The organism is Citrobacter sp. wls613, assembly GCF_005281195.1.
Classification (GTDB): Bacteria; Pseudomonadota; Gammaproteobacteria; order Enterobacterales; family Enterobacteriaceae; genus Citrobacter; species Citrobacter gillenii.
The window spans coordinates 24,375-36,387 of record NZ_SZXN01000072.1 but is presented as its reverse complement, the minus strand read 5'-3'; the positions used below and the strand labels follow the sequence as shown (position 1 = coordinate 36,387).

Sequence of the window (12,013 nt, the reverse complement as noted above, 5' to 3'; positions counted from 1 at the left end):
TCATATCAGGAACTTGTTCGCACCTTCCTTAGTTTGATGGAAGGATACTTTGAGGTTGTAAAGGTAGATCGCTGCTTCTTTAATGAGCAGGTGCAGAATCCAACCTTGTACCCGCTGATTGCTTCCATTCAAAAACACTGCGACAAAATTATTATTGAAGGGATTGAGAATAGAGAACATATGGGGTTACTGCGTGAGGTGGGGATTTGGGGATTACAGGGGTATCTTTTTAAATCTGTCCCTTTTAAAAATGTGGATTCATTGCTTTAGTGTTGAAACCATCAAAGGGGCTTACGCCCCTTTGATGTATCACCCGCCTGTGCTGCTCTGACCGCTCAAGGCTGACAAGGTTAGCGACTGTGTAAAACTGGCTTGTGAGGCTCTCGCCTGGAAATCAATGTAATCACTCAATCTTGAGCTATCGCTGGCGATAATGAGCGGAACAGACGCTTCAAGATTTAGATTGAATACAGGTGAAAGGTTGTACGATGGCGCACTATTGGTACTGGTTAGGGATGATGTAGCAGAATCACGAAGCGCTCCCGCTTGCAGAGAATCACCATTCAGGCTGTATTGTTCTACCGCTGTCCCTGTATGAATGAGCCTGTTTACCATTCTGTGTAAATGCCTTTCTCAGAAGTGACCGTCAAGGCGGTCACCGAACTCGATAATAAAGCGACTCATGGCTATCCGCCAGTCCTGAAGTGGCATCGTCCATTTCTGTGAGGCTGACTGGATAGCCAGCCTCATCACTTTTTTCACCGATTCATCTATCGGGAACACTTTCCGTTTCTTTATCGCATGTCTGATGACGCTATTCAGCGATTCGATTGCGTTAGTGGTGTAGATAACCTTGCGGATCGCCTCCGAATACACGAAGAAGGTGGCAACATTCGGCCAGTTTGCCCGCCAGCTGCGACTTATCTGCGGGTACCGTGCATCCCATTCCTTCCCGAACGCATCCAGCGCCTGCAACGCGCCTTCTTCCGTGGCTGCGCGGTAAACCTGTTTCAGGTCACGGGTTACCGCTTTATAGTCTTTCCACGCCAAGAACCGCAGGCTGTTGCGTGCCATGTGTACTATGCACAACTGGATCTGCGTCTCCGGGTAGACGGCATTAATCGCTTCCGGGAAGCCTTTCAGGCCGTCCACACAGGCGATAAGGATATCGTTCAGCCCGCGATTTTTCAGTTCCGTCAGTACATTCAGCCAGAACTTTGCACCTTCATTTTCGGCCAGCCACATACCTGGCAGCTCTTTCTGACCATCAAGGTTAATACCCAGAGCCAGGAACACCGCTCTGTTGATAACCCGGCTGTCCTGCCGTACTTTCAGGACAATACATTCAAGATAAACAATGGGATAAATCGCATCCAGAGGACGGTTTTGCCATTCTACAACCTGGTCGATTGCGGCATCGGTGACTTTCGATATCAGCGCCGGAGAGACGTCTGCATCGTACATTTCTTTGAAGACTGAGGTAATTTCGCGGGTAGTCATCCCTCTGGCATACAGCGCCAGGATCTGGTTGTCCATGCCGGTAATGCGGGTCTGATTTTTCTTCACCAGTTGTGGTTCGAAGGAACCATCACGATCACGTGGAGTACGTAATTCCATCGGCCCGTCGGTAGTGGTGACGGTTTTCGTGGAATAGCCATTACGGGAGTTGGTTCCCGATTTGGGCTGATTTTTATCATGTCCCAGATGGTGAGTCAGTTCAGCGTTGAGAGCAGCCTCAACACTGATTTTCTTGAGCAGGCGATCGAACTGACTGAGATCTTCAGGGGTTTTGAGATTTTTGGCCAGTTCGTTAGCCAGAGCCTGCAATTGTTTGTCGTCCATAATTTAACCTTCATTTGATGTTGAATTGAACATATCAAAATCAGGCAATTACACAAATATATGTACAGGCTCGCACCTGGGCTTGCCTGACTGACCGCAGGCCGGCGACGACAAGGTGGAAAAGTTCGGCGTGTGGCTCTGGCGGCAACGATCCCGCGAAGGGCGGACGGTGCTTGAGCTGTTGAACGTAAGCATGCGGGCAAACCATCTTGCGCGACTATGCCGGATGCCACCTATGCGGCAGCAGCTCTGCAATCTCACTAGCTCGCTGCGTCGGCAACCGTCTCAGCACATCCTTGAGATAGGCATACGGATCGTGCCCATTATTACGGGCCGACTGGATCAAACTCATGATCGCAGCAGCGCGCTTGAGCATGCGAACCCGCGCCGAGCATTTGAGAAGGCAACGGGATGAACGCTGGCTGGATAGCCGTGGTTTTCTGGGTAAGCAGGCGAATCCATTTGTGGACGAGGTTGGCATTGAGGCTGTAGCCCAAGGCGATGTTTGCGATGGAGGCACCGGGTTCAGAACACTCCTGAATGACCTGGGCCTTGAAAGATTTGCTGTAGGTACGGCGCTGAGGGCGCATGGAAAATCCGCTTGATGGGCCATGGCCTTCGGCGGCGGTGTCGGGAAGGTGTGTTGGCCGGACGGATACTGTTGAACTACGTTGTCTGGGGCAACGGAAGTGTTTCGGCCCGACTCTGGAACGCGATCCGCAGCGACGACTGGGCAATTCCGCACGTTGGCCTGAGCAGCCTCGGGGAAATCGTCGTCTGGGCGCGCCCAGACGAGTTTCCGCCAAGGAACATGCAGACAAGCAAGGGGCTGCGGGCACTCGGCTACAACGTGAGGATCGGTGTTTGATCGAGGCGCCTGTGGCACACGCAGGCTGAGGAGCCAGGCGCTGTCCATTGCCTGATCAGGCCGCCCCCCTGTGCCTTGCCTGAGCAGTTGACCTGCATCAATGGGGCGGGAGAACGCTGCACATTGACTCTTGACTCCTGAAGTTTTTCATAGTAGGTCTAGTATTACAAAGTATTGCAAGGATTTCCTTGGCCGGAACCGCAAAGCGACGCGATTGGAGAGGGTGAGATGAAAGCGCACCTACAGGTGATTTTCACGCTCGATGAATTGGCTGCGTACTTGAAAGTCGGCAAGCGGACGCTTTATCGACTCGCCGCACACGGGGAAATTCCGGCTTTCAAGGTGGGCGGGACGTGGCGGCTTCGTCAAAGTGAAATCGATCAGTGCATCAATGATCAGACCCGAGCCGGAGCAAAGAAGGAGGTGATGCGCAAGCGTGAACAGCAGAAGTCATCCGAGCAGCCCGTGTCGCCTGGGCGCACTGCCCGTCGCAGCAGGCAAAGGGCTTGAGTAACTCGTTTTCCAATTTTTCTGGAGGTATGACATGGACATCGATTTCAAGAAGTTGGCTCCCTGGAACTGGTTCAAGAACGAGCAGCAAGAGCAGCAGACCGCCTCTTCCCTGCCGGTGCAGCGCAATGACCTGCCAGCGGCGAGCGGGCCAGTCAGCCCGATCCTGCAACTGCATCGGGAAATCGACCGGCTGTTCGATGACGCATTCCGGGGCTTCGGTTTTCCGGCGTTGAACATGCCGCAGTGGCCATCCGATTGGTCGGGCATGCTGAAGCCGGCCCTGGACATCCAGGAAACCGACAAGCAGTACAAGATTGCCCTGGAAGTGCCCGGTGTCGAGGAGAAGGACATCCAGATCACCCTCGACAACGACGTGCTGATGGTGCGTGGCGAGAAGCGCCAGGAACAGGAGAAGAAGGAAGGTGGCTTCCACCGTGTGGAGCGCTCCTACGGCAGCTTTCAGCGTGCCTTGAACCTGCCTGACGACGCCAACCAGGATTCGATCAAGGCATCGTTCAAGAACGGGGTGCTCACGGTCACGATCGACAAGCGCGAGGTCAGTGCGCCGAAGCAGGGACGCTCGATCCCGATCAACGGCTGACGTCGCCGGCTCGTTCGTCACAAGAAAAACCCGGCCCGAGACGAGGTGTCGCGGCTCGCGATGCCTCGTCGCCTCAACCTTTTCAACCTTCTAAGGAGCATCAGCATGGCCAGAAAACAATGCCAGGTCTGCGGCCAACCCGCCACCGTGCGGGTGGAAGCCAATCTCAACGGTCGTCACAGCACCATGCTGTTGTGCGACGACCATTACCGGCAATTAGTGCGCCAGCAAAAGCGCACCGTTTCGCCGCTGGAAGCCTTGTTCGGTTCGCGCAGCGGCCTGTTCGAGGACTTCCTCGGCAGTGACTTCTTCCGCATCGGCGACGACGCGACGCCAGTTGCCGCCGATACCGATGACGTGGTCGATGCCTCGTTTGGCGAGCCCGCCGCCGCAGGTTCGGGTGCACCGCGCCGTCGCGGCAGTGGGCTGGCCAGCCGCATCAGCGAACAGTCGGAAGCCTTGTTGCAGGAGGCCGCCAAACACGCTGCCGAATTTGGCCGCTCCGAGGTGGATACCGAACATCTGCTGCTGGCGCTGGCCGACAGCGACGTGGTCAAGACCATCCTGGGTCAGTTCAAGATCAAGGTCGATGACCTCAAGCGGCAGATCGAGTCTGAGGCCAAGCGCGGGGACAAGCCCTTCGAGGGCGAGATCGGCGTGTCGCCGCGCGTGAAGGATGCGCTCAGCCGCGCCTTCGTGGCCTCCAATGAACTCGGCCATTCTTATGTCGGTCCAGAGCATTTCCTGATCGGTCTGGCCGAGGAAGGCGAAGGGCTGGCCGCCAACCTGCTGCGCCGCTACGGCCTGACGCCGCAGGCGCTGCGCCAACAGGTCAGCAAGGTGGTCGGCAAGGGCGCCGAGGATGGACGCGCAGAGACGCCGACCAACACGCCAGAACTCGACAAGTACTCGCGCGACCTGACCAAGATGGCGCGCGACGGCAAGCTCGACCCGGTGATCGGCCGCGCGCAGGAGATCGAAACCACCATCGAGGTGCTGGCCCGGCGCAAGAAGAACAACCCGGTGCTGATCGGCGAGCCGGGTGTGGGCAAGACCGCCATCGTCGAAGGGCTGGCGCAGCGCATGGTGGCGGGTGAAGTGCCCGAGACCTTGCGCGACAAGCGCCTGGTGGAACTCAACATCAACGCCATGGTGGCCGGCGCCAAATATCGCGGCGAGTTCGAGGAGCGCGTGCAGAAGGTGCTGAAGGAGGTGACCGAGCACCAGGGCGAGCTGATTTTGTTCATCGACGAGGTGCACACCATCGTCGGTGCCGGCCAGGGCGGTGGCGAAGGCGGGCTGGACGTGGCCAACGTGTTCAAACCGATGATGGCGCGCGGTGAACTCAACCTAATCGGCGCCACGACGCTGAACGAGTACCAGAAATACATCGAGAAGGATGCCGCACTGGAGCGGCGCTTCCAGCCGGTGACGGTGCCCGAGCCGACGGTGGCCCAGGCCATCATGATTCTGCGCGGCCTGCGCGACACCTTCGAGGCGCACCACAAGGTCAGCATCTCCGAGGACGCGATCATCGCGGCGGCCGAGTTGTCCGACCGCTACATCACGGCGCGCTTCCTGCCGGACAAGGCGATCGACCTGCTCGACCAGGCGGCCGCGCGCGTCAAGCTGTCGGCCACGGCCCGGCCGGTGGCCGTGCAGGAGCTGGAGTCCGAACTGCACCAGCTGCGGCGTGAACAGGATTACGTGGCCGCGCGCAAGCAGTACGACCAGGCCGCCGAGCTCGGCAAGCGCATCGAAGCCAAGGAGGCCGAGCTCAAGAAGCTCGTCGAGAACTGGGAGCGGGAGCGGGCCTCCGGCAGTGCCGAGGTCAAGGCGGAACACGTGGCGCAGATCGTCTCGCGCCTGACCGGCATCCCGGTCAACGAGTTGACGGTGGAAGAGCGCGAAAAGCTGCTGCACTTGGAACAACGGCTGCACGAGCGCCTGGTGGGACAAGACGAGGCGGTCCGTGCCGTGGCCGATGCCGTGCGGCTGTCCCGCGCCGGCCTGCGCGAAGGCAGCAAACCGGTGGCTACCTTCCTGTTTCTGGGCCCGACCGGGGTGGGCAAGACCGAGCTCGCCAAGGCATTGGCCGAATCGATCTACGGCGATGAGCACGCCCTGTTGCGCATCGACATGTCGGAATATGGCGAACGCCATACCGTGGCGCGGCTGGTGGGCGCGCCTCCGGGCTATGTCGGTTACGACGAAGGCGGTCAGCTCACCGAGAAGGTGCGGCGCAAGCCCTACAGCGTGCTGCTGCTCGACGAGATCGAGAAGGCACACCCTGACGTCTACAACATCCTGCTGCAAGTGTTCGACGACGGTCGCCTCACCGACGGCAAGGGCCGGGTGGTGGATTTCACCAACACCATCATCATCGCCACGTCCAACCTGGGTTCGGACATCATCCAGCGACGGCTGAAGGCGCGTGGGGCGGCCGACGAGGAGTACGAAAAGACCAAGGCCGAGGTCATGGACGTGCTGCGCGGCCACTTCCGGCCCGAGTTCCTCAACCGCATCGACGAGATCATCGTCTTCCATGCGCTGGGCAAGGAGGAGATCCGCCACATCGTCGGCCTGCAGCTCGATCGCGTGGCGCGCAGCGCCGCCAGCCAGGGCGTGACGCTCACTTTCGATCAGACGCTGATCGACCATTTCGCGGAAGAAGGCTACAAACCCGAGTTCGGTGCGCGTGAACTCAAGCGCCTGATCCGCAGCGAGCTGGAAACTGCGCTGGCGCGCGAGATGCTCGGTGGCAGCATCGGCAAGGGCGATCACGCCAGCGCACGCTGGGACGACAAGGCCGAACGCGTGGTGTTCGAACGCAAAGAGCTACCGCAGACCCCGGCCGAGCCGGAGCAGCCGGATGTCGCGAAGGCGACCGAGACGCCGCACGGCGACGCTGGCAAAGGCTCGCGCAAGAAGAAGTCGGCGAGCGACGCATCGTGATGGGCGTGTTCGAGCACGCCTACCGGATTCTCGACATCAACCGCGCGGTGCTGGAGCGCTGTGCGCGCGAGCTGCTGGCGCGGGAAACGCTCGACGAAAGCGATATCCGTCAATTGACTCAAGGACTTGTTCGGTACTGAAAACAGTAGTAGGTGCCATTCAGAGTAAACCGACGGCTCTGTTCAGTGCGTCATCCAATTCGTCGGCATTGTTCAAGGAGAACCGATATGTCTGCATTGACTCCGTGGGACCCCTTCCGAGAACTGGATGAATTGCAAAACCGCCTGGCGACGATGTTCGGACGAATACCCCAGCGACAGGGCGCCCGTACCGGCAACGAAGCCATGACCACGGCGGACTGGGCACCAATGGCGGACATCAGCGAGGATGAGAACGCATTCCTCCTCAAGCTGGATCTGCCGGAGGTCCCCAAGGATGCCGTGCGCGTCAGCGCGGAAAACGGTGTGCTCACCATCAGCGGCGAGCGCAAACTGGAAAAAGAGGAGCAGGGCAAGAAGTTCCACCGCATCGAACGTGCGTATGGCCGCTTTGTGCGCAGCTTTGTCTTGCCTGACAACGTTGATCCGACCAAGGTGACGGCTTCCATGAAAGACGGCGTGCTGGAAGTGCGGCTTGTCAAGGCCGAGCAAGCCAAACCGAAACAGATTGAAATCTCAGTCAACTAACTTCAACCAAGAGCCCAAGATCATGAATATCAAACAGCCACAATACACCTTCTCCGCACTTGCCCTGGCGGTCGTCGTCGGACTGAGCGGACCGGCTCTGGCCCAATCGGCGGCAGGTTCTAGCCCAGGTGCTGCAGCACCCTCTGCCGCATCCAAGGCGGCACAGCCACAGGTAGATGACAAGGCCGCCCGGGAAGCCGATAAAAAGCGTGCCGAGCTCACTCAAGACGCCATCACGGCGCTCACCAAGACCCAGGAGGCTTTGACCCTCCTTGATGCAAAGAAGACCAAGGAGGCGCTTGCTGCGCTGGAACTGGCCAGCGGAAAGCTGGAACTGGTATTGGCACGCGACGCCAAACTTGCTTTAGCGCCGGTCGATGTACGCGTCATCACCCACGATATCCACGCCAACGTGGAATCGGTAAAGAAAGCGGTCAAGTTGTCTCGGGAGTTGTTGGGTGATGGCGAGGTGCAAAAGGCCCGGCCCATCGTTGCCAATCTGGCCAGCGAAATCGTAATCCAAACCGACAACCTTCCGATGGCAACGTACCCGGCAGCGATCAAGTCGGCCGCACGGCTCATCGACAGCGGCGAGATCGACAACGCCAAAGCGGAACTCGTCCGAGCACTGAACACGCTGGTGGTGACCTCGGTCGCCTTTCCTCTGCCCGTGCTACGGGCCGAAGCCGCGATGGCAAAAGCTGAAAAGCTGGCCGAGACCGACAGGCGCGATGCCAAGCAGAACGAGGAGCTCAGCACCTTGCTGTCGTCCGTGCGCACGGAGATCGAGATGGCGCAGATCCTGGGTTATGGCAAGAAGGCGGACTTCAAACCCATCTTCGATCAGGTGAAGTCCATTGAGCAAAAGTCGGCTGGTGGCAAAAGCGGCAAGGGATGGTTCGACGAGTTGAAGACGCGCATCCAAAAGCTGTTTTGAGGTGATGAAGGGGCTGACTGCTCTGCCGGTCAGTCTCGCGATGTTCGCATTCAGCCCCAATAGATTCGCCTATTTTCACTATCTCATACGAGGCATATCACCATGAATGAGCAAACACCGAATCCCAATGCGACGAACGAAGGAATAAACGAACAGGCCGCGGTAAGCAGCCTTCCTGTCAGTCCAGAGTCCAAGCCTGAAGTCGTCACGGAGGTACAGCCTGAGGTTCAGAAAGAAACGGACTCACAGGCGGCAGACAAACGTAAACAAGTCCTCGATGAGGCAGTCTCGGCCTTGTCGCTGACCAAATCAGCGCTGGCCGCACTTGACGGCAAGGACACTGCACGCGCATTGGCAACGCTGGCCGAAGTGACGGGAAAGCTGGAGCTGATCGTCGCGCGCGAACCCACGCTCGCCCTGGCCGGCGTTGATGTGCGCACCATCGTGCACGACTTGTTCGCCAACACGGAAACCATTGAGGCGATGACCGACGAGGCGCTGGATGCCCTCAAACATGGCGAGGTGCAACAGGCTCGCCACGTGCTGGCTTTGCTGGCCAGTGAAATCGTGATCACGGTCACCAACATCCCTTTGGCGTCCTATCCCGCAGCCGTGAAGGCAGTCGTGCCGCTGATCGATCAGGGCAAGATCGAAGAAGCCAAAGCCGCGCTGCAGTCAGCGCTCAGCACGCTGGTCGAGGAGCGCAGCGTGCTTCCGCTGCCCGTCCTGCGTGCGAAGCTGCTCCTGAAGCGCGCCGAGCCCCTGGTAGAAGATGGTCAGCGCAGCGAAGCATCCAATGAGCGCCTGGAGACATTGTTGAACGAAGCCCGGCAGCAGTTGGAAATGGCAGAACTGCTGGGCTATGGAAAAAGGAAGGACTTTGAGCCCCTGTACGCTGAACTCAAGAAAATCAAGGAAAAGACGGGAGGGGGAGGCTGCGGAAAAGGCTGGCTCGATGAAGTCAAGGCAAAACTGTCCAAGTTGTTCTGAAACCGCTGGAGAGGGGGCGCATAGCGCCCCCTCTCTTGTCCCATGAGTGTTTGATTTTTTATTTTGTATAGATCTTTAGGAGATATTGCATGAACACAGACACCATCGCCAATTCCAATGCGGATGACCCCACCAAAGCACTGTGTTCGCTGAGCCAAAATTGGTGGCTTTTTGTGCTGCGCGGTGTCTTGGCATTGATTTTTGCAGCCCTCGCGTTCTGGATGCCACAATCGGCTCTGTTGGCCATGACCATCATGTTCGGCGCATTTTCCTTGGTCAATGGCGCGTTCAACTTGTTTGCAGCGGTGCGCCATATCCAGAAAAAAGAGCGCTGGGGCTGGTTGCTGTTCAGCGGCATTGTCGGCATACTTACGGGCGTCGTCGTCCTGGTTGCTCCTTGGGTCGCCACGATAGTCTTGGCTTCTTTTTTATGGGCTAGCGTGGGCTTCTGGGCGATTTTCACCGGTGTGCTGGAGATATCCGCCGCCGTTCGGCTGCGTCGGGAAATCAAGGGTGAAATCTGGCTTGCCCTCAGTGGACTGCTCTCGATTATCCTTGGTGCTATCGTCTTGTGGATATTTTTTACCCGTCCGGTCGAGTCATTCGTGGCCGCAGGCTGGCTGTTGGGTTTCCATGCGGCAGTCTATGGCGTCACGCTTTTGTTCTTGAGTTGGAGTCTTCGCAAAACGCGCCTGGGGTAAGAGCGTGCCAAACCAAAATCTATGGATATGAGCATCCTCGATTCATGCCTCCGTAGAAATGACATCGAAGGAGTCATACATGCAGATACAATATAGCTATCGAGCTATCGACAAAGAGTTTCATGAACCTTGGCAGAGAGCTTTGGGAAATGTGATCGAGCACGCCCTCAAGCCATTGCTCGACAAACACACTAAAGATTCAGCGCGACTTCAAATCGTCCTTGATCGCGACAAGATCAAGCGGCAATTTCTGGCCAGTGGCTATATGCACCTGCCCGGCAAAAAGATTGTCAGCGTTACTGCATCACATAACGAGCTGACGCCCCTCGCGCAGATGCTCGCACAGTCGTTGTTCCGTCAGGCCAAGAAGCATTTTGACCGACTGCATGCTCAGGATCAAATCAAGCGCAAAGCACGACGCGAGCGCTTGCGCGAGCTCAAGGTGCGGATTGCCGCAAAACCCGCATCAGCCGCCCATGAGGCCGAGGTGACCCGAATGCCTCTACTGTCGAAACTTGAGGCTGTCGCAAGGCGTGAGCTGGCTTATCTGCGGGCCGTCGGCGATTTACCGCGCGATTATCCGACGCTGCGCGACGTGGTGGATGAAGCGATTGTCCGGGCTAAGGTGGAATGGCAATCCGTGCCGGGGGAAAAAGAGGCTTACACCGGTCTTTTGAAGCATCTGTTCGCCGTCCTGGATAACGAAGTGGCAAGCAGCCGGCAATTTGGCGAATCCGTTTCTCTGGACGCGCCGGTCGAACCGGATGCCCAAGACGTGGCCGAGGCCATGGTGGAAGAGGAAATCTTCGAATTTTATCAGCACGATGACACACTCAAGCTGGCCGATATTTTCGCTGGCAGTCAGCATCCCGATGTCGCAACGATCGTGGAACAGGAGGAGCTGATTGATCGGTCGAGCGAGTTCGCTTTTGCATTTGACCTGCTGAAGGACATGCCGCGTTTGTGGCGGCGCATTTTTCTGCTTATCCGTGTGGACGGGCTGAATGCCAGCAGCGTCTCTGAAATCCTGCTGATTCCTAGTAAGGAAGATGCTGTCCGAAGGTGGCTCATGCAGGCCGAAGCATTCATCGCTGCTCATCTGGAAGAGGCCGGAGTAAGCAAAAACGGGAACGATTGGCTCCAAAGCGTTGATTGGTCGGCATTGTCTGTGACCCGAAACGAGGCAGCCTCACTGTGGTCCAAGGAGGCGAACCATGAAGAATGATCTTCACCTTGTCTGCCCGCATTGCCAGTCCATCAACCGCGTACCGACTGCGAAGCTATCGGAACATCCCAACTGTGGCCGCTGCCAGCAGCCCTTGTTCACGGGCGAGCCCATCGAGTTGACCACGGCGACGTTCTCGCGCCACGTGGAGCGCAGCGATCTGCCGCTGCTGGTCGATTTCTGGGCGCCATGGTGCGGGCCGTGCAAGATGATGGCGCCACAGTTCCAGCAAGCGGCGCACCAGCTCGAACCGAGGATCCGGCTGGCGAAGGTGAATACCGAGGCTGAGCCCCACCTGGCCACGCAGTTCGGTATCCGCAGCATCCCGACGCTCGCCCTGTTCCAGGGTGGGCGGGAGATCGCCCGTCAGGCCGGCGTGATGGGCGCGCAGGACATCGTGCGCTGGACGTCGACGCAAGTGGGACGCTGACCGATGCAGGGCTTGCTCGGCACTACACTAATCCTGCTGGCGGCTTGCAGCCTGGCGGCGATGGCGACGGCGGCGTTCAGAGTGCCCGCCTTGCTGGGGTATCTCTCTGTCGGCGTTGTACTGGGCCCCTCAGTCATCGGCGTGATCGCGCCGGGGGAGACGCTGAGCTTTCTGTCCGAGCTGGGCGTGGCGCTGCTGTTGTTCATGGTCGGACTGGAATTCTCCCTCGGAGACTTCTGGCTCGCCCGCAGGACGGTGCTGATGG

The 12,013-nt window shown here is 58.1% G+C and carries 15 protein-coding genes and 2 pseudogenes; 13 read left to right on the top strand and 4 right to left on the bottom strand.

Features of this window, described 5'->3' with window-relative positions:
* The coding region (locus tag FDX01_RS18000; protein ID WP_137400224.1) for an EAL domain-containing protein at nucleotides 1-270 on the top strand (270 nt) is incomplete at its 5' end.
* 39 nt (nucleotides 271-309) lie between these two features.
* On the opposite strand, the pseudogene FDX01_RS23960 reads toward FDX01_RS18000, so the two are convergent.
* From FDX01_RS23960 to FDX01_RS17975, 4 genes and pseudogenes are all read right to left on the bottom strand, one after another.
* Nucleotides 310-492 (bottom strand): annotated as a pseudogene (locus FDX01_RS23960) (hypothetical protein); the annotation flags it as partial.
* 141 nt (nucleotides 493-633) lie between these two features.
* Nucleotides 634-1,842: an IS256 family transposase gene (locus tag FDX01_RS17990; RefSeq protein ID WP_016154562.1), complete on the bottom strand. Its 1,209-nt coding sequence runs from the start codon at nucleotides 1,840-1,842 to the stop codon at nucleotides 634-636.
* Nucleotides 1,843-2,059: 217 nt separating this feature from the next.
* A pseudogene (locus tag FDX01_RS17980) lies at nucleotides 2,060-2,224 on the bottom strand (transposase domain-containing protein); the annotation flags it as partial.
* A complete protein-coding gene (locus FDX01_RS17975) occupies nucleotides 2,169-2,432 on the bottom strand; it encodes a transposase (RefSeq protein ID WP_001247776.1) in 264 nt (87 codons plus the stop codon). The pseudogene FDX01_RS17980 and the gene FDX01_RS17975, both read right to left, overlap by 56 nt.
* A gap of 14 nt (nucleotides 2,433-2,446) precedes the next feature.
* On the opposite strand from FDX01_RS17975, the gene FDX01_RS17970 reads away from it, so the two are divergent.
* The 12 genes from FDX01_RS17970 to FDX01_RS23955 form a co-directional block, all read left to right on the top strand.
* Entirely contained in the window at nucleotides 2,447-2,710 is a 264-nt protein-coding gene (locus FDX01_RS17970; protein ID WP_001295708.1) for a hypothetical protein, read from the top strand.
* Nucleotides 2,711-2,938: 228 nt separating this feature from the next.
* Nucleotides 2,939-3,220, top strand: a complete 282-nt coding sequence (locus tag FDX01_RS17965) for a helix-turn-helix domain-containing protein (RefSeq protein ID WP_000643630.1) — start codon at nucleotides 2,939-2,941, stop codon at nucleotides 3,218-3,220.
* 34 nt (nucleotides 3,221-3,254) lie between these two features.
* Nucleotides 3,255-3,824 carry a small heat shock protein sHSP20 gene (hsp20, locus tag FDX01_RS17960; protein ID WP_000350435.1) on the top strand — a complete coding sequence of 190 codons (570 nt, stop codon included), beginning with the start codon at nucleotides 3,255-3,257 and terminating at the stop codon, nucleotides 3,822-3,824.
* 105 nt (nucleotides 3,825-3,929) lie between these two features.
* Nucleotides 3,930-6,779 carry a heat shock survival AAA family ATPase ClpK gene (clpK, locus tag FDX01_RS17955; protein ID WP_016154561.1) on the top strand — a complete coding sequence of 950 codons (2,850 nt, stop codon included), beginning with the start codon at nucleotides 3,930-3,932 and terminating at the stop codon, nucleotides 6,777-6,779.
* On the top strand, nucleotides 6,779-6,919 hold the full coding sequence (locus FDX01_RS23115) for a hypothetical protein (RefSeq protein ID WP_023326113.1): 141 nt from the start codon (nucleotides 6,779-6,781) through the stop codon (nucleotides 6,917-6,919). The genes clpK and FDX01_RS23115 overlap by 1 nt, the downstream gene beginning before the upstream one ends.
* Nucleotides 6,920-7,006: 87 nt before the next feature.
* Nucleotides 7,007-7,465, top strand: a complete 459-nt coding sequence (gene hsp20-GI / locus FDX01_RS17950; protein ID WP_001275372.1) for a small heat shock protein sHSP20-GI — start codon at nucleotides 7,007-7,009, stop codon at nucleotides 7,463-7,465.
* Between the two features lie 22 nt (nucleotides 7,466-7,487).
* A complete protein-coding gene (gene yfdX1, locus FDX01_RS17945) occupies nucleotides 7,488-8,402 on the top strand; it encodes a heat resistance protein YfdX1 (protein ID WP_016154559.1) in 915 nt (304 codons plus the stop codon).
* 102 nt (nucleotides 8,403-8,504) lie between these two features.
* A complete protein-coding gene (gene yfdX2 / locus FDX01_RS17940) occupies nucleotides 8,505-9,392 on the top strand; it encodes a heat resistance protein YfdX2 (RefSeq protein WP_016154558.1) in 888 nt (295 codons plus the stop codon).
* 89 nt (nucleotides 9,393-9,481) lie between these two features.
* Entirely contained in the window at nucleotides 9,482-10,093 is a 612-nt protein-coding gene (gene hdeD-GI, locus FDX01_RS17935) for a heat resistance membrane protein HdeD-GI (RefSeq protein ID WP_001090779.1), read from the top strand.
* Nucleotides 10,094-10,172: 79 nt separating this feature from the next.
* On the top strand, nucleotides 10,173-11,318 hold the full coding sequence (locus FDX01_RS17930; RefSeq protein ID WP_137400223.1) for a hypothetical protein: 1,146 nt from the start codon (nucleotides 10,173-10,175) through the stop codon (nucleotides 11,316-11,318).
* On the top strand, nucleotides 11,308-11,748 hold the full coding sequence (gene trx-GI / locus FDX01_RS17925) for a heat resistance system thioredoxin Trx-GI (RefSeq protein WP_000786816.1): 441 nt from the start codon (nucleotides 11,308-11,310) through the stop codon (nucleotides 11,746-11,748). Before FDX01_RS17930 ends, trx-GI begins: the two co-directional genes overlap by 11 nt.
* 3 nt (nucleotides 11,749-11,751) lie before the next feature.
* Nucleotides 11,752-12,013, top strand: a 262-nt coding sequence (locus FDX01_RS23955; protein ID WP_249361010.1) for a cation:proton antiporter, incomplete at its 3' end; no start/stop codon positions are given.